The following is an 18,092-nucleotide window of genomic DNA, read 5'->3' on the forward strand; positions in this document are numbered from 1 at the left end:
ATTTTTTATTATTTTCTGGATTGCCACGCTCCTTGCAGTCGCAACCTTATTGCATGACTCAAGAAAAATGTTCGATGTCATTCCTGTGAAAGCAGGAATCCAGCGTAAAGCGAGATAAATCGAGCTTTTAATTTCAAAAGTTTGCTGTATTTACACTTTTTTTTGGATTCCTGCTTTCGCAGGAATGACATAAAACGAGCTGTACAACAACACCTGTAGTCGCTTAGCTAATGACGAAAAAACTGAGGTGTACAATAATCAATACAATATTGATTTAATTAGCCGCCTTTGCTATTATTAAATTCTATCTGGTTAGTTTTAGCAAATTTTCCTTTTTCGAAACTCCAATTATAATGAACATTTACTATTCTTACTTCTGTGACATTAATATCACCATTGGGCAATTGCGTTACATCATACCCTTTTCGGATAGAGTCCGTAATTAATAAACTTGCTTGACAAATATATTTTACATCAAAGAACGGGGAATCGTCCTCCTTAGACTTTTCTTGTTCTTCTAAAAAATTATTAGATAATTCTTTTTCTTGCATTTCTATTGATTTTGAAGTTATTTCCTGAATTTTGTAGCATTATTTAAAGTAAGAAGCAAGGTTTGTTTATTATTTTTCCATACATTTAATATTTTTAGGTATATTTTTGCAAAATAATTAAATTGAATATATGCTCTAAAATAATAGTAAAAAATATATTGAGGTCCATTATCGTGATAAAATACCCTACTTTATCCAAATCAACATTTAGCTTAGGTATTTATTTTTTAAAATTCGATAAAGTTAAAATTACTTTATTGACCGTGATCTGTATTTTACTCGGCATGATTCCAGCAATTGATAGTATATTACTTCAGAAAATTATTGATTTAATTGAATCTTTCAGTGATGAGAATGCAGATAACCTTTTATCTTCGATGATTTACTGGGCAGTATTTTATGCTCTTTGGTGGGAGAGTATTAATATAGCATATCGTTCATATGATTATTTATATCTAAAGACTATGCCTGTAATAAAAGGGAAGATATTAAATGAACTTTATAATTATACACAGTATCATAGTCATAAATTCTTTCAGGATAATCTAGCGGGGCATATTAGCAATCGTATTACCGAAACCGCAAGATCGTTCGAGATGATCATTTCGATATTCGGTGAAAAAATTCTTCGTAAACTCGCTATTATTGTATTTGCATTAGTTGCTTTATATTCGGTACATTACGTTTTTGCTACAATATTTATCTTATGGATTACGGTCTTTTTAGGACTTAGTGTTCTTTTCTCGAATAAAATCAATAAATACTCATTAAATTATGCTAGAAGCCAATCTTTTGTTGCCGGTAGTGTTGTAGATGCAATTAGTAACATTAATGCGGTTAGAATGTTTACAGCCCATAAATTTGAACGTCAGCATTTAGAAACAAGAGTAGAAAATGCCGTAGCCGATGAGCAAACTATGCAATTTTTCATGTTCAAATTACGCTATGCTCTTGGAACTTCTTGCTCAATAATGATCTTTATAATGATCTATTACTTATCTAAACTTCGTAGCGAACTATCTATAACAATAGGTGATTGCGTATTAGTACTAACATTATGTATAAATGTAGCAGACGATATTTGGGATTTAACGCAAGAAATCGGCGATATGTTCGAGCAGGTCGGTGCATTTAATCAAGGCCTATCCCTAATGGCACCACATATTATAACGGATATTGAGAATGCTACTCCTCTAGATATAAAAGAAGGAGTTATTGAATTTAGAAACGTTACATTTAATTATCATCGCAACAATAATCTATTTTATAATAAGTCGGTATTAATACCAAGTAAACAAAAAGTAGGGCTAGTCGGATTTTCCGGTTCAGGGAAAACCACTTTTATTAGTTTACTTACTAGGTTGCACGATATAGAAGAAGGGATGATTTTAATAGATAATCAAAATATCAAACATGTAACTCAAGACTCTCTAAGAAAAGCTATTAGCCTTATACCGCAAGAACCGGTACTTTTTCATCGTACTATTTTGGAAAATATCAGATATGGGAAAAAAGATGCTACTCTTGAGGAAGTTATAGAGGCGGCAAAATCTGCACATATCCATGAGGTTATCGATAATTTACCTGACGGTTACGATACTATGTGCGGTGAGCGGGGGAATAACTTATCAGGCGGTCAGCGCCAAAGAATTATTATAGCAAGAGCTATCTTAAAAAATGCTCCTATTTTAATTCTCGATGAAGCAACAAGTGGTTTAGATAGCGAAACGGAAAGCCTAATTCAAGAATCCATGGGATATTTAATGCAAAATAAAACCGTGATAGTTATTGCTCACAGATTATCTACTTTACTAAACATGGATAGAATTTTAGTTTTTGAAAAAGGTAGCATAGTCGATGACGGTAGCCACACCGAATTACTAAAAAATAGTAAGCTATATCAAAAATTATGGAACTCTCAAGTTAAAGGATTGATAGTGTGAGTTTTATGAAACTATCTGATTTTGACTTTGATTTACCAAGCGAGCTTATTGCACAACACCCATCTGATAAACGTGACCACTCAGATTTATTAATTGCTGCTACAACACCTATTAAAACTAAATTTTATAATATAATTGATTACTTAAATGAAGGGGATTTATTAGTTTTTAATAATAGTAAAGTGATAAAAGCAAAGTTATATTTGGGAGAAAATATTACAATAAATTTGAATCAAAAATTATCAGATATAGTAAATTCAGTTGGATTCGGATACAAGGAGCGAGGAGCAAATCCTATAATAGGTGAGACGACGAGTAACGCAGTAGGCGAGTCCAAATCAATTGACTATGATTGTTGGACGGCTTTTGCGAAGCCTGCTAGAAAGTTGCATGTGGATGATGAATTTTATTTTGATAATCACAAGGTAATAATTACTGAAAAGCTTGCGATGGGTGAGATTAAAGTAAAATTTGTACTTGATGATATTTCGGTATTTGAATTTTTGGATAAATATGGTGAGATGCCTTTGCCGGTTTATATTAGACGCTCTAAACGTCATTGTGAGGAAGGGCGCAGTCCTGACGCGGCAATCTCATTACAAAATCCTAAGATTGCCACGGCATCCCAAAGGATGCCTCGCAATGACGATAGACTAGACAACGAACGCTATCAAACTGTCTATAGTCAAATAGAAGGCTCAGTTGCAGCCCCGACAGCAGGGTTGCATTTTACTAAGGGTATACTTGATAAGCTTGAAGCAAAAGGCATACAGACTGCATTTTTAACATTACATGTGGGAGCGGGAACTTTTTTACCTGTAAAAACCGAAAATATTCACGAGCATAAAATGCATACCGAGTATTGCTCCATTACTCCTGAAACTGCCAAAATCATCAATAAAGTAAAACAAAGGGGGGGGCGCATTATTGCAGTCGGCACTACGACACTTAGAACACTTGAGAGTTCTTGCAGTAACGGCATCGTAAAAGCAGGTGATTTTGAAACCGATATCTTCATAACCCCGGGTTTTAAATTTCAAACGGCAGACATGCTACTTACTAATTTCCATTTTCCGAAATCTACTTTATTTATGCTCATATGTGCTTTTGCCGGATTTAAAGAGATGCATGAATTATATAAATATGCTATAAAAGAAAAAATGTGTTTTTTTAGCTACGGCGATGCAACACTTTTATATAGAAAAATATGAATAGTATTAAAGGGTATTCTTTTTTGTAAATCTAGCCAAATTACCCTTTATAGAAGAAATTTGGCTTTTTGGTTCACGCGTGCGAGGTGATAATCGTGAACGTTCTGATATTGATATTGCCATCCTCTGTCCTAATGCAAGTAAAGATGACTGGCAACAAGTTTTAGAAAAAATATATGATGCAGATACACTTTTAAAAATAGATTGTGTACGATTTGATACATTAAATGATGATGATAAATTTAAACAAAATATCATTAATTTTAAAAAAATTCTTTATAAAGAAGGAGAAGTTCTAATGGGAAAAATATTTTGGCAAGATTAATTTAAAACACTAGGGCAAGTTATACAACGCTTACATGAGGTTATAGAGAGAACTAAACTAGATAAAGATCCTATTTTTTTAGATGCTGCTATTCAACGATTTGAATTCGTAATAGAACTATTTTGGAAAGTATTAAAGAAAATACTAGCTTATGAAAAAATTGATAGTACTACTCTGAAAGATGTCTTAAGTAAAGCTTTTCAATTTAGCATGATCGATGATGAAAAAATGTGGCTCGAAATGCTTGATGATCGTAATATTACTTCACATGCTTATAAATATGAAGATGCAAAACGAGTTTTTGGGAATATAAAGTTATACCTACCGATTTTAAAAAAACCTATAACAAACTAGAGAAAAAATATTTTGGATGATTAAATCCTCTACTTCATTAATACTGGATGAAAAACAGATCGCTTTATTAAAGGAATTAAAACAACTAGCAGCAGAACTTAATAAGCCTAGAAGTTTATTTAAATTCTTTAATCAAAACAATTTAAAAAGCGGTATTTATTTATACGGTCCGGTGGGTAGTGGTAAGACTATGCTGATGAATTCTTTTTTTGAAGAATTAACCACGCCTAAAATAATAATACATTACCAGAACTTTATGCAGGAAATTCATAAAATAATGCATAAATTACAAACAGAAAATCAAAAGGATATTATTCCAAAAATTGCTAAAGATTGTGCTAAAAAAGTCAGAATTCTTTGTATAGATGAATTTGAAATTAAAGACATAACCGATGCAATGATAATCGGCAGATTATTTAGTGAATTAATAAAGCAAAATATTTTTATTTTTATCACCTCTAATACAATACCTAATAATCTTTACAAAGATGGACTACAACGAGAATCTTTCTTGCCTTTTATAGAGATCATTAATAACAGATTTTATGTTAAGTGTCTTGATAATCACCACGATTATCGATTTGATAAGGCTTTAGGAGTTAAAGGGGATAGAATCATTTATCCCTTAACTTTAGAAAACCAAAACAAACTTAAAAAAATTATCACGGATATTAGCGATAATAACCTTGTTTCTCAAAATATTGAGGTTCTAGGTAGAGAAATATCATTTCAAAAAGTTCATAAAAAAATATTAGTAACAGATTATAATGAATTATTTACACGCGACCTTAGTTATATTGATTACGTTAATATTTGCCAAAATTTTAACGTTATTATAACGAGGAATGTTCAAATTATTGAGGCTAATGATACGAACACGGCCGTAAGATTCATTAATTTTATCGATAATGCCTATTTCTACAAAATCCTATTATTTATGACTCTTCAAGATAAACCTACTAAAATATATCAAGGTTCTAATCGGAGCGAAGAATTCAAGCGTACAATATCAAGACTAAATGAAATGAATAGTGAATCATATTTATTAAATAATGATTTTAGGAATTAGTTTCCTTGGGAGGCTATCTGTAAATAAACTTTAACCGATAATTTAATTTTTTTCGGTTAGCAATTATAAGATTTTTTGAAATATGGATAACTATTCCTTCAAAAATCTTATCAATTTTCGCTAAAAAAGCTCTTTAATTACTAATTAAAATTTATTTATAACCTCTAAGAAATTTAATAAATTCATCAGTATTGATCTTTATATCGTCTTCTAAATGTTCTTCTGTTGTCTTATCTACATAATGTCAACAGCGGTCGAAAAATGGGTCGCACCTCCATTTTACAGATGTGGATATTAAAAGGCTATACGTTCAATAAGAGTTCCGATGACTTTATCATGAATATCCAATGACTTGGAAAAACAAATTGTTTTACGTGTCAGTCTTTTGCATCTTGTTCTAAGATTTAAGTTACCCCGTTCTATCCGTTGAGTATATTTTTTACTAACAATGTGTTTTTTGGGATCTAATAACCTAGCATAACTTCCCCATCCATCTGTAAAGTAAAAAGTAACCTTAAAATCCTCCGGTTTTTTTCAGTAATGATTCTGATGTGCTATCACATCTCGTACCAAAAGTATAAGCAACTACTTTTAACAAAATCTTATCCAAAGAATACCAAAGCCATCTTTGTTTGGATTTATTCTGTACATAAGGCCATTGTTCATCTATTTCAGGAGCAATAATTACTTCTATCGTATTGATAGAATGATTTATCTTTTTTAACGCTAGATTTTTTTAAAACACGGATAACCGTATTGATACCCACTTTTAATACTCTTACTGTATCCCTAACTCCAGAGCCATTGATTGACATATCTACTATCTGAGCCTTGACTCCAGGCTTAGAGGCATTATTAATATATTACAGTTGAAAATATCGATTACACTGCTTGCATTGATATCTCTGTTGTTTTGAAATTGAATATCCCGCCTTTACTACTTTTTCTGTGTCGTTATAATATCTACACTTAACATCTATTCTTGATCTACACTTAACATATATTCTTGTCATAACTCCTTAACTATAATTCTCTCTTATTACTGTTTGAGGATTATAGACTATTCATGCTAAGCTGCAATACGGGGGCGCGGCCACTTTTTTAAGTATAGCGCCTAGATTTCCCTGATTTAGTCCTGCATTAAGTACGAGCATTAAATCCGCAGCTGTTATAAATTTAGTCTTGATTCCACATTGCGTAGCTGCATAACCAAGGGCAATAGCTATATGTGTTTTTCCTACTCCAGAAGGATCAAGCAAAATAATGTTTTCTTGTCTTTCTACAAAAGATAGGGAACTTAGATTTTCCAGAACCTTGCGTTTGACTCCTGTAGCAAAATCATAGTCAAAATCATCCAGCGTTTTTATAGCAGGAAAGTCTGCCATTCTTGTGAGTATTGATTTACTCCTATTTTGTCGCGCCAACAACTCTGTTTTTAATATTGACTCAAGGAAATCCGTATAACTTGAGTCTTCTTTACTAGAAGGACTGTGCGATATCAAAATAATTTTCAGCTACCTGAACAAGATTTAATGAGTGGCACATCTCTGCTATACGTTGGTGCTGCAGGTTCATAATGCCTCCAATATATCTAGTATACGCATAGGGAATGCTGCAAAGAAACTGTAGAAAATCGTTCTTCTTTACCTTCCATAATCTCTAATACCGCAGGATGACTACCGCTATAATCCAATGGTAGTGGTTGAGGAGTACTCCTCTCAGACTTTAATCTTTTTACAGGTATTTCACCTGTGGTGCCATGCACACGCATATTCGCTATATCTCGCAGCCATTTTAGCACCTCTGAATTTGCAGTATCCACATCCAACACTAGCTCTGCTGTTTTTAATTTTGTCACTAATGGGTTATAAAAGCTTTCTCTGAGATATCTATTAAATCGCTCAACCTTGCTCTTGGTTTTTGCTTGATAAGGTCTACACACTCTTAAGCGGAAACCATAATGTTTTGCAAAATCTAGCATTCCTTTATTAAAAAGATGTATGTCAAGACCATACGTATCTCTACCCAGTATTACTGTTTTCATATTGTCATAAAGCACTTCTTTTGGTACTCCGCCAAAATATTCAAATGCACGCTTATGGCATTCTATTAACGTTACAAGCTTCTCATTAGTAACAAATTCCACATAACTTGCTCGACTATATCCTAATGTAGCTACAAAAGCTGATAAAGTGTTCTTGCCTTTACGAAATTCAATCCAATCAACTTGCATCTGTTTACCGGATGCAGTCTCGAATCTTACCATATCCTCCTGCTTAGCTGCTGGCTTTATGCTTTTTAAATAATCTCTGAGTTGGGTCATCTTGCCCGTGTAACCCATCTCCTTTATCTCTTGAAACAATACAGTGCCGGGTAGCGATATAGGATAGGCTGATTTTATTCTTTCGCTCAAGTACTCCTTATACGGGGCTAGCTTTGTTATCAACTTCCTCCCATCCTTATATTTAGGGCTACCATCATATTTTAAATATTTACGTACTGTATTTACTGAAACACTTACTTCTCTTGATATACTTCTTAGGCTTGTGTCTTGTTTATTTAATATTTTTATTTCCATTATTTGCTCCAGTATTATCATTATTTTTTACCTCCTTACCCAGAAGATATTACTTTAATACTGTATCAATTTTTATCCATTGTGCTGTATCATTTTACTTCCGTTGCTAACAATAAAAAGGATAATAATCGCATGACATATAATTTGCCATTCTTTTATAAAAACTTCTAGGGGGAGTTGCGCCGTGATCAATCTCTATTACTTTACATTTCGGAGTTGAAAAAATAAGGTTAGCAAACCCTGATCCGTGCGGCCTAACTATTATTTTTGCTTTATTAAAAAGCTGGATCTGTTCATACGGAGAGGATAACTCTAGGTATATTACCATAAAACCGATTTTTTCAATTTTTTCTATTAATTCTTCTTCATTAACTATTTTTCGTGTAGAAGCGTATTTACGAGAAATATATATTTTATCGTATGCTTTACTATTGCCTTTAATAAAAATATTTCTTAAATCTTTTTTTAACCATAAAGGTAGAGATGTACCTTTTACCGGAATGAACGGTACAGATGGAACAATTAGTCTAGTAGTTTGAATTATACAATCGCTATTTGCCACAAAAAGCTTATCTTCCGGTATATTTAAATAATTTAATACTATTTTAATGACTTAATTTGCCATGGATATTTTAAATTATTAATGTAGATACGATCATATTCAAAATTTGATTCTTTTAATATAATTAATCTAGGCAAAATTTGTAACAGCCAATGATACCAATTTTCAGAACCTGGAGATGAAATTACTGCTAATTTTCAATTAGAATATAAAGGACTTTCTGTATTAATATCTCGTTTTTATTTAATAAACGATGTCGATCACCTAAGCTCGTTTGAGTGTCTTGTAAAATATAACCTTCTTGAGTTAAAATTCCACCTTCATTAATTGCTGTTCCATTTGGTAACACCAAAATAAATTGATCAGTATTTTTTTAAACAGCTTTTTAATTTCTACGTTAGATTTTAATGATTCTGTGGAAATAAATTGATGTTTATTCTTTAATGCGTAAGTATTACTAAAATAAAAAAGTGAAAATTATGGATATAGGGTATTTCATAAAGAGAAAGAAAGACGATTAAAAATTTGTATTGCAAGCTTGGCAGCGACTTACTCTCCCATGTCTTATGACATAGTACCATTAGCGCTATAAGGTTTCACGTTCGAGTTCGGGATGGGATCGTGTGTTTCACTCATGCTATAACCACCAAGCTAGCAATACAAACTTTTAAAAAGATAGATTTGTATTAGTCCGCTGTTAACATTGTTGCATGACCTTTCCAGATTTCTACTTTCACAAAAATAACATAGAAAGAGACATGTAACAACATCTTTATTGGTTGATAAAGCTAATTTAACCTAATAACTTTGTGAGTTGATACTTACATATTTATAAAATTAACACTATATGCATGTGTAATCTCACAGCAAAGTAAATCAATCGAGCTATTAGTATCGGTTAGCTACACGCATTACTGCGCTTCCACACCCGACCTATCAACGTGGTGGTCTTCCACGGCTCTAATGGGGAAGTCTAGTTTTGAGGTGGGTTTCCTGCTTAGATGCATTCAGCGGTTATCCCTTCCGTACTTAGCTACCCAGCTGTGCCATTGGCATGACAACTGGTCCACCAGGGGTACGTCCACCTCGGTCCTCTCGTACTAAAGGCAGATCCTCTCAAACTTCCTACACCCACGGCAGATAGGGACCGAACTGTCTCACGACGTTCTAAACCCAGCTCACGTACCACTTTAATCGGCGAACAGCCGAACCCTTGGGACCTTCTCCAGCCCCAGGATGTGATGAGCCGACATCGAGGTGCCAAACGATTTCGTCGCTATGGACGCTTGGAAATCATCAGCCTGTTATCCCCGGAGTACCTTTTATTCGTTGAGCGATGGCCCTTCCACTCGGAACCACCGGATCACTATGACCGACTTTCGTCTCTGCTCGTCTTGTCAGACTCGCAGTCAGGCTAGCTTATGCCATTGCACTCTAAAAGTTGATTTCCGACCAACCTGAGCTAACCATCGCGCGCCTCCGTTACTCTTTGGGAGGCGACCGCCCCAGTCAAACTACCCACCATGCATTGTCTCGGATCCTGATTCAAGGATCTCGGTTAGATGTCAAGAATCAAAAGGGTGGTATCTCAAAGGTGACTCCGCAAAGGCTGACGCCTTCGCTTCATAGTCTCCCACCTATTCTGCACATCTGATTCCTAACACCAGTGCAAAGCTATAGTAAAGGTTCACGGGGTCTTTCCGTCTGACCGCGGGAACTCCGCATCTTCACGGAGAATTCAATTTCGCTGAGTCGATACTGGAGACAGCGGGGAAATCGTTACGCCATTCGTGCGGGTCGGAACTTACCCGACAAGGAATTTCGCTACCTTAGGACCGTCATAGTTACGGCCGCCGTTCACTGGGACTTCAATTCAGAGCTTGCACTCCTCCTTTTAATCTTCCAGCACTGGGCAGGCGTCAGACCCTATACGTCGTCTATTGACTTTGCAGAGCCCTGTGTTTTTAATAAACAGTCGCTACCCCCTAGCTTGTGCCACCTGCAAATGGTTGCCCATATACAGGTCATCTTTCTTCCGAAGTTACAGATGCAATTTGCCTAGTTCCTTCAGCATCGTTCTCTCAAGCGCCTTGGTATACTCTACCTGTCCACCTGTGTCGGTTTCGGGTACGGTCTATAATGAAGGTGTTATTTCCTGGAAAATATTCACTGCACAATCAATCCAATAAGATTGTACAACTTACTACTTTCGTCACATCCTTCAGGTTCAGGAATATTAACCTGATTCCCATCGATTACGCCTTTCAGCCTCACCTTAGGGGCCGACTAACCTTGCGCAGATTAACTTTACGCAAGAACCCTTGGACTTTCGGCGAGAATGTTTCTCACATTCTTTATCGCTACTTATGTCAGCATTCTCACTTCCGATACCTCCAGCAAACCTTGCGGTTCACCTTCACAGGCTTACGGAACGCTCCGCTACCACTCACGCTTGGCGTGAATCCGCATCTTCGGTACATGACTTGAGCCCCGTTACATTGTTGGCGCAAGAAAACTTATTTAGACTAGTGAGCTATTACGCTTTCTTTAAATGATGGCTGCTTCTAAGCCAACATCCTAGTTGTTTTGGTCTTCTCACATCCTTTAACACTTAGGCATGATTTAGGGACCTTAGATGGCGGTCTGGGCTTTTTCCCTCTCGACTATGGACCTTAGCACCCATAGTCTGTCTGCTATGCTGTACTCGTCGACATTCGGAGTTTGATTGAGTTTGGTAAGTCTGTGGGACCCCCTAGCTCATTCAGTGCTCTACCTTCGACGGTAATCGCTATAACGCTCTACCTAAATAGATTTCGCGGAGAACCAGCTATATCCGAGTTTGATTGGCCTTTCACCCCTAACCACAGCTCATCCCCTACTTTTTCAACAGTAGTGGGTTCGGTCCTTCAGCGGATTTTACTCCGCTTTCAACCTGGCCATGGCTAGATCACCCGGTTTCGGGTCTAATTCATCTAACTAAAACGCCCTATTCAGACTCGCTTTCGCTACGCCTACACCTAACGGCTTAAGCTTGCTAGATAAACTAAGTCGCTGACCCATTATACAAAAGGTACGCCGTCACAAGACATATAAATACTCTTGCTCCGACTGCTTGTAAGCATTTGGTTTCAGATACTATTTCACTCCCCTTGTCGGGGTACTTTTCACCTTTCCCTCACGGTACTTGTTCACTATCGGTCACTAGAGAGTACTTAGGCTTAGAGGGTGGTCCCCCTATGTTCAAACAGGATTTCACGTGTCCCGCCTTACTCAAGGACTTCAAACTTTTTACCTATACGGGACTATCACCCTCTATGGTCAACCTTTCCATGTTGTTTTAGTTATTTTTTTGAAGTCACTGGCCTGGTCCGCGTTCGCTCGTCACTACTAACGGAGTCTCGGTTGATGTCCTTTCCTCCAGCTACTTAGATATTTCAGTTCGCTGGGTTTGCCTCATATAGCTATGTATTCACTATACAATACCTAATAAATTAGGTGGGTTGCCCCATTCGGAAATCTTCGGATCAAAGTCCATTCGCAACTCCCCGAAGCTTATCGCAGCGTATTACGTCCTTCATCGCCTTCTAGTGCCAAGGCATTCACCAAATGCTCTTATTATGTTTACTTACGCTTTTAACTTGAGATTACACGATGCATACAGAATTAATTTCACAATTATTTTCAGTATCTACTCACGATATAAATTTTTATTATCGCGGTGTATTTAGTTTTTAGCTTTATCAACTTTTTAAACAGCTACAAAGTTTTACGTTTCAAACTTTGTGTGATGATTTTATATCTATATTTTTAAAGCTTGTCAAACACTAATTTCAAATAATTTTAATTTTATTTTTTATGAAGGGTTCTAAAGTTATTTTAACCTCTTTTTAGAGTAGGCTTTGCCGGCTTTTTATTAAGGTTTGCAGTCTCTAATTTTATACCATCTATCTATTATTTTAATATTACCCCCATTAAAATATTTGTACCGCGCAAGAACTCGGAAATAAGTAAAGCTCGTTTTCCTTCTTGCTGCAAAACTTTAACTCGTAATATACCATTTCCGCAAGCTATTTCTAACTTATCACTAATAACGATACCTGGAGTAAAGTCATGAGATTTATTAACATATTCTGCTTCAATAATTTTAATTATTTTATCGTTATAACTAAAATACACTCCCGGCCAAGGATTCATTCCCTTTATTTTACAATCAATAGAATAAGCTGAATCCTGCCAATTAATTCTCCCTTCTTCTTTAGTTAGCTTATGAGCATACGTAACACCCTCACTTGACTGCTTCATCGGTACTATATTATCGATATTTGCAAGTGTTTTAATTAATAGCTCCGCTCCGAGATTTGCGCATTTATTGTGTAATTCTTCCAATGTTGTTCTTTCCTCTAAATCAAAATCTTCTTTCATCAATATATCACCTGTATCAAGCCCTGCATCCATACGCATAATACATACACTACTTTTTAAATCACCCTCAATAATAGTACGCTGCAGAGGAGCCGCTCCTCTATGACGGGGCAAATCGGACGGATGGACATTAAGGCAACCGTATTTTTTAGCCTCCAATATAGCTTTTGGTACAATAAAACCATATGCAATAACAACTATAATATCAGCATTAACTTTATTAATTAGATTTATTGTTTCATCATTACGAAGAGTAGAAGGAGTATAAACAGGAATTTGATGCTCAAAGGCTAATTGATGTATAGGGGATTTAGCTAAGTTGAGTCCTCTGCCCTTAGCTTTAGGTCGCTGTGTAAAAACAGCCATAACTTCGTGATGAGCTACAAGTTTTTTAAGAGCGGGAACTGCAAATTCAGGCGTTCCCATAAAGATTACTTTCACACTATATTATTTTTATGTTTCTTGAGCTTACGAAGTGCTACATCTCGTTTCAGGCTACTTAAATAATCAATCATGAGCTTACCTTCTAAATGATCATACTCATGCTGGATAACTCTTGCAAGCCAATCATTTGCCTCAAGCTCTTGCGATTTACCATGATAGTCTAAATACCTAATCTTTATAGATTCCGGTCTTGCTACATCAACACGTTGCTCTGGTAATGAAATACAGCCTTCATTAGCTATAACTAGCTCATCTGATTTTTCTATTATTTCAGGATTTACTATAAATAGAGGGTAGAAATCTTTTGGTCTTTCTACCTTATCATGATCCTTTATATCGACTATTAAAATACGTTTTAACACCCCTACTTGTACCGCTGCAAGACCTCCACCATCCTCATGGTACATAGTTTTAACCATATCATCCATAAATTTCCGTGTTTGGTCAGTAACTTCTAAAAGCCACTGGGATTTCTGTTTTAACCTTTCATCCGGTGCCGTTACTATCGGTAATATTGACATAATTAAATCTTAATGTTTCATTTTAATATATTATAAAAACGCCTGAATGTAAAGAAAGAAACTTTGAATTAAAAAACACAGTAGTTGCATAATAAACTCACCTAATAATAATAATTTATTGGGTTAATGATATTTAGTAAAAAATAATGGTAAATATCAGATAACATGTTAATAAATAAGGCTTGCATAAAAATTAAGGAGGAATAATAATGCATTGGGGTGATATTGAAGAAATTGCCGCACAACTCGAAGAGCATTGTAGCGATCAGTATAACGAAAAAAAAATTTCATTATCAAAATTAGAAAAACTAGTTAGGGATTTAAAAGACTTTGAGGATGAAGATAAAAAAGTCGGGGAAGTTACGTTAGAAGAAATTCTAGATAAATGGGAAGAGATACACGAAGAAATGAGAGAAATTGATTAAGCAGTTATTTTCAGGCATTGATAGTAAGAGAGGCTGAATTATATACAATTTATACATTATCTTTTAATTTTTTAAAAACATACCTCATATCGTAAATAGGTTAGCTATTCGCCGACATTCGCTATGCCTTTAAAAAAATAAAATCTTCCCTATAGATAATACATAATTCAACTTCTTTTACTATATAAATTAACTTTATAAAAATATATTATAGATAACAATAATATAGCAACTGCCTGAAAAAAAACTCTCAAAGTCATTAGCTTTGAACTAAATTTCTTATCAAACTTTCCCCCGATAGCCATCGACATTACCCCTATAACAAGAACCGCAACAGTTAAACCAATCGCAATTAATAACCATATCATAATTATACTTAAATATATTAATTTCCTGCACAAAGATTGTGACCTTGTCGGCGTGAATACTAAATCGTCATTGCGAGAAGCTGTAGGCGACGCGGCAATCTCAGGATTTTGGCACGAGATTGCTTCGTCAAAATTTTCAATTTTTCCTCGCAATGACGACTTGGGTATCCATCTAACTACTACTACACCTCTTCAGGCTGATCTAAATTCTCTTCCCATGACTCACTATCCTCTTCGCCCTCAGCACTTTCAGCAATGAGAGAGACAGATACGACTTTTTCACCGTCATCTAGTTTAAACAGGATTACACCGCTAGTGTTACGTCCCGTAATACGCACGGTCTCAAGTTTACAGCGAATTAACTTACCGCTATTGGTGATCAGCATTAACTCATTATCCATTTTAACCGGCATCACACCGACGACTAAACCGGTTTTATCGTTAATATCCATATTAATTACACCGCTACCGCCTCTATCGGTAATTCTATAACCATATGCCGAGCTTCTTTTACCAAAACCATTCTCTGTAACTGTTAGGATAAATTCTTCGGAATTTGCCATTTCTAAAATAGAATCTGCAGTCAGATTTACGCCTAACTCTTCAGGATTAAACGTCTCACCTTTAGCAATCTCAAGCCTCTGCTCCCATGGAACTGACAAATAAGCGCCTCTATCTTCTTTTGTACTCTTGATACCTTTAAGCACAGTCATAGAAATCACGAAATCATTTTTGGCAAGTCTCATACCACGTACACCATCGGAAGTACGACTTTTGATAACACGAAGTGACTCGACAGGGAATCTTAAAGCTTTACCGGCTTTAGTGGCAAGTAAAATATGCTCGTCTTCCTTACATGGTTTTACGTCTATTAATTTATCGTCCTCATCAAGCCTAATAGCGATTTTACCGTTTGACTGAACCTTTTTAAAGTCTAATAAATCACTTCTTCTAATATTACCTTTAGCAGTCGCAAACATAATATTTAAATTATCCCACTCATCCTGATTTTCAGGTAACGGCATGATATTTGTAATATGTTCATTTTCTTTCAGCGGCAATATATTAACCATCGGTCTACCCTTACCTTGTGGATTGCTTAAAGGTAATTTATACAGTTTTAAACTATAAACCTGACCGATATTTGAGAAGAACAACATTGGGGTATGAGTGCTGCCGACAAAAACTTGCGTGGTAATATCCTCATCACGCATTGAAAGTCCTGATCTACCTTTACCGCCGCGTCTTTGTGCACGATAGCTACTTAGAGGTACTCGTTTTATATACCCACCAAGCGTTACGGTTACTACCATTTCTTCACGCTGAATTAGATCCTCTATATCTTGATCAAATTCGCCAAATTCAATTGAAGTAAGGCGATCCGTGGCAAATTCTTCTTTAACTTTAATTAGCTCTTCTTTTAAAATCTCAAGTAAACGTTCGCGTGAACCGAGTATATTAAGATATTCGGCAATTTCCGTAGCAAGATTCTTTAAATCATCTTCAAGCTTGTTTTTTTCCATAGCGGTTAGACGTTGCAGTCTCATCTCTAAGATGGCCTTAGCTTGCACTTCGGTAAAGCTACATTTGCCATGCTCATTTAACATTGCTTTATCATCAACCAGCTTTACAAGAGGCAAAATATTTAACGCATCCCAGCTACGTGTCATTAATTCTTGTTTAGCGGCATTAGGATCAGTCGAGGCTTTTATAATACGGATTATTTCATCGATATTACTAACGGCAATAGTTAGTCCTAGTAAAATATGAGCTCTATCTCTTGCTTTATTTAGCAAATATATAGTACGGTTAGTAATTACTACTTCCCTAAAACTAACGAAAGCAGCAATTACTTCTTTCAAATTCATAACTTTCGGTAGCCCGTCTTTAAGAGCAAGCATAATAACACCGAAGCTAGTTTGTAGTTGCGTACAGGCATATATTTGGTTTAATACTACTTCAGCGACAACATCTTTCTTTAACTCAATAAAAATCCTTACGCCCTTTTTATTTGATTCGTCACGTAAATCACTTATACCTTCTACACGTTTTTCCTTAACCATTTCAGCGATTTTCTCAACGAGCCTTGCTTTATTTACCATATACGGTATTTCGGTAATAATAATTGCCTGACGCCCGCTACCGATAGTTTCGATCTCAACCCGACCTCGCATAATGATACTACCTCTACCGGTGAGATATGCCGATTTAATACCGTTAGTACCTAAAATCATTCCACTTGTAGGAAAATCAGGCCCTTTAAAAACTTCAAGCAGGTCTAATATTTCTATATCATTATTATCTACATATAAACAACAAGCATCGATAACTTCTCCAAGATTATGAGGGGGGATATTAGTTGCCATACCAACAGCAATACCACCACTACCGTTAACTAATAAATTTGGGAACATCGCAGGAAGTACCGTCGGCTCTTCCTCTGAACCGTCGTAATTTGGATTAAAGCTGACTGTCTCTTTATCAATATCCTCTATAAGCTTATGCGAAACTTTAGACATCCGAGATTCGGTATATCTCATTGCTGCCGCCGCGTCACCATCCATCGAACCGAAATTACCCTGCCCGTCTACCAGTGGCAAACGCAAGGAAAAATCTTGGGCCATACGTACTAACGAGTCGTAAATAGCACTATCCCCGTGCGGATGGTATTTACCCATCACGTCACCGACTATTCTAGCGGATTTTCTATAAGGTTTGTTAGCATGATTACCGGCTTCATGCATGGAATAGATAATTCGGCGATGTACCGGCTTTAAGCCGTCTCGAACATCCGGTATAGCTCTACTTACTATAACGCTCATAGCATAATCAAGATAAGATACTTTCATCTCATCTTCGATATTTACCGGTACTAAATTAGGAGAATATTTATCAGTCACGATTACTTAGCCTTAAATTCAATGTAATTATATTTAATTATAGAGACATTATGAATTGCTTTCAAGGATTGCTTGTATTTATAATCGAGATGTTGCAAAATAATTATTTTATACTTTCTAAATATAATGAATGCTGCTCTATTCTTTTTAGCTGATCTACTGTTACCCGCTCTTCTAACGTTTGTTTAAAATTTAGATCTCAATTTTTCTAAATCTTTGTTTTTCTTAGAAATCGGTAATATTTTAGATAATAATTTATTATTTTTGTTGAACATGTAATTACTCCCGATTAATTAAACTCAAATTGCTCAAGTTTTAACCACCGAAGATTTTAACTTTGGTGGCCGAGGAGTTCAAAGAACCGCCTAAGACAGTTATAATAGCTTTTAGGTTTAAAGTTCACACTTTAAACTCTGTAC

At 35.5% G+C, this 18,092-nt stretch carries 18 protein-coding genes, 2 rRNA genes and 1 pseudogene; 7 read left to right on the top strand and 14 right to left on the bottom strand.

The annotated features are described in order from the left end of the window. Positions 1 to 278 precede the first annotated feature (278 nt). A complete protein-coding gene (locus AAGD46_RS06495; protein ID WP_341787005.1) occupies positions 279 to 551 on the bottom strand; it encodes a DUF2671 domain-containing protein in 273 nt (90 codons plus the stop codon). Between the two features lie 173 nt (positions 552 to 724). Between AAGD46_RS06495 and AAGD46_RS06500 the strand changes: the two genes are divergently transcribed. From AAGD46_RS06500 to AAGD46_RS06525, 6 genes are all read left to right on the top strand, one after another. Continuing rightward, positions 725 to 2,494 carry an ABC transporter ATP-binding protein gene (locus tag AAGD46_RS06500; protein WP_341787006.1) on the top strand — a complete coding sequence of 590 codons (1,770 nt, stop codon included), beginning with the start codon at positions 725 to 727 and terminating at the stop codon, positions 2,492 to 2,494. A gap of 5 nt (positions 2,495 to 2,499) precedes the next feature. Further along, positions 2,500 to 3,705, top strand: a complete 1,206-nt coding sequence (queA, locus tag AAGD46_RS06505) for a tRNA preQ1(34) S-adenosylmethionine ribosyltransferase-isomerase QueA (protein WP_341787007.1) — start codon at positions 2,500 to 2,502, stop codon at positions 3,703 to 3,705. A gap of 79 nt (positions 3,706 to 3,784) precedes the next feature. Beyond that, entirely contained in the window at positions 3,785 to 4,030 is a 246-nt protein-coding gene (locus AAGD46_RS06510; protein WP_341787008.1) for a nucleotidyltransferase domain-containing protein, read from the top strand. Positions 4,031 to 4,072: 42 nt separating this feature from the next. Then, positions 4,073 to 4,384 (top strand): HI0074 family nucleotidyltransferase substrate-binding subunit, encoded by a 312-nt coding sequence (locus tag AAGD46_RS06515; RefSeq protein ID WP_341787926.1) that lies wholly within the window; start codon positions 4,073 to 4,075, stop codon positions 4,382 to 4,384. A 16-nt stretch (positions 4,385 to 4,400) separates the two neighbouring features. Beyond that, the gene (zapE, locus tag AAGD46_RS06520) at positions 4,401 to 5,453 is read left to right on the top strand and encodes a cell division protein ZapE (RefSeq protein ID WP_341787009.1); all 1,053 of its coding nucleotides are present in this window, start codon (positions 4,401 to 4,403) and stop codon (positions 5,451 to 5,453) included. A 225-nt stretch (positions 5,454 to 5,678) separates the two neighbouring features. Next, entirely contained in the window at positions 5,679 to 5,804 is a 126-nt protein-coding gene (locus AAGD46_RS06525; protein WP_341787010.1) for a hypothetical protein, read from the top strand. Here the strand turns inward: AAGD46_RS06525 and AAGD46_RS09545 are convergent. The 11 genes and pseudogenes from AAGD46_RS09545 to def all read right to left on the bottom strand — a co-directional run. Next, positions 5,748 to 5,912, bottom strand: a pseudogene (locus AAGD46_RS09545) (IS1 family transposase); the annotation flags it as partial. The gene AAGD46_RS06525 and the pseudogene AAGD46_RS09545 overlap by 57 nt on opposite strands. A 55-nt stretch (positions 5,913 to 5,967) precedes the next feature. Next, positions 5,968 to 6,168 (bottom strand): IS1 family transposase, encoded by a 201-nt coding sequence (locus AAGD46_RS09550; protein WP_410525969.1) that lies wholly within the window; start codon positions 6,166 to 6,168, stop codon positions 5,968 to 5,970. After that, the gene (locus AAGD46_RS09555) at positions 6,125 to 6,268 is read right to left on the bottom strand and encodes an IS1-like element transposase (RefSeq protein WP_341786690.1); all 144 of its coding nucleotides are present in this window, start codon (positions 6,266 to 6,268) and stop codon (positions 6,125 to 6,127) included. The genes AAGD46_RS09550 and AAGD46_RS09555 overlap by 44 nt, the downstream gene beginning before the upstream one ends. Positions 6,269 to 6,517: 249 nt before the next feature. Then, on the bottom strand, positions 6,518 to 6,955 hold the full coding sequence (locus tag AAGD46_RS06535) for an ATP-binding protein (protein ID WP_341787011.1): 438 nt from the start codon (positions 6,953 to 6,955) through the stop codon (positions 6,518 to 6,520). Between the two features lie 89 nt (positions 6,956 to 7,044). Further along, complete coding sequence (gene istA / locus AAGD46_RS06540) at positions 7,045 to 8,031, bottom strand: IS21 family transposase (RefSeq protein ID WP_341787866.1); 987 nt, start codon at positions 8,029 to 8,031, stop codon at positions 7,045 to 7,047. A gap of 106 nt (positions 8,032 to 8,137) precedes the next feature. After that, on the bottom strand, positions 8,138 to 8,593 hold the full coding sequence (locus tag AAGD46_RS06545) for a glycosyltransferase family 61 protein (protein ID WP_341787012.1): 456 nt from the start codon (positions 8,591 to 8,593) through the stop codon (positions 8,138 to 8,140). Between the two features lie 190 nt (positions 8,594 to 8,783). Beyond that, a complete protein-coding gene (locus AAGD46_RS06550) occupies positions 8,784 to 8,945 on the bottom strand; it encodes a hypothetical protein (protein ID WP_341787013.1) in 162 nt (53 codons plus the stop codon). Between the two features lie 184 nt (positions 8,946 to 9,129). Next, positions 9,130 to 9,244, bottom strand: a 5S ribosomal RNA gene (rrf, locus tag AAGD46_RS06555). Between the two features lie 216 nt (positions 9,245 to 9,460). Further along, positions 9,461 to 12,220: ribosomal RNA gene (locus tag AAGD46_RS06560) — 23S ribosomal RNA — on the bottom strand. A 324-nt stretch (positions 12,221 to 12,544) separates the two neighbouring features. Next, the gene (fmt, locus tag AAGD46_RS06565) at positions 12,545 to 13,456 is read right to left on the bottom strand and encodes a methionyl-tRNA formyltransferase (RefSeq protein ID WP_341787014.1); all 912 of its coding nucleotides are present in this window, start codon (positions 13,454 to 13,456) and stop codon (positions 12,545 to 12,547) included. Then, positions 13,453 to 13,980, bottom strand: coding sequence for a peptide deformylase (def, locus tag AAGD46_RS06570; RefSeq protein WP_341787015.1), 528 nt, complete (start codon positions 13,978 to 13,980; stop codon positions 13,453 to 13,455). Before def ends, fmt begins: the two co-directional genes overlap by 4 nt. 209 nt (positions 13,981 to 14,189) lie before the next feature. Between def and iscX the strand changes: the two genes are divergently transcribed. Further along, entirely contained in the window at positions 14,190 to 14,405 is a 216-nt protein-coding gene (iscX, locus tag AAGD46_RS06575) for a Fe-S cluster assembly protein IscX (RefSeq protein WP_341787016.1), read from the top strand. Between the two features lie 167 nt (positions 14,406 to 14,572). Here iscX and AAGD46_RS06580 read toward each other — a convergent pair whose 3' ends face one another. Together AAGD46_RS06580 and gyrA are read right to left on the bottom strand one after the other, a co-directional pair. Further along, positions 14,573 to 14,773, bottom strand: a complete 201-nt coding sequence (locus tag AAGD46_RS06580; RefSeq protein ID WP_341787927.1) for a twin transmembrane helix small protein — start codon at positions 14,771 to 14,773, stop codon at positions 14,573 to 14,575. A gap of 182 nt (positions 14,774 to 14,955) precedes the next feature. Further along, positions 14,956 to 17,673 (bottom strand): DNA topoisomerase (ATP-hydrolyzing) subunit A, encoded by a 2,718-nt coding sequence (gyrA, locus tag AAGD46_RS06585; RefSeq protein WP_341787017.1) that lies wholly within the window; start codon positions 17,671 to 17,673, stop codon positions 14,956 to 14,958. Positions 17,674 to 18,092 lie beyond the last annotated feature (419 nt).

Source organism: Rickettsia endosymbiont of Cantharis rufa, from assembly GCF_964026445.1.
In the GTDB taxonomy this organism is placed as follows: domain Bacteria; phylum Pseudomonadota; class Alphaproteobacteria; order Rickettsiales; family Rickettsiaceae; genus Rickettsia.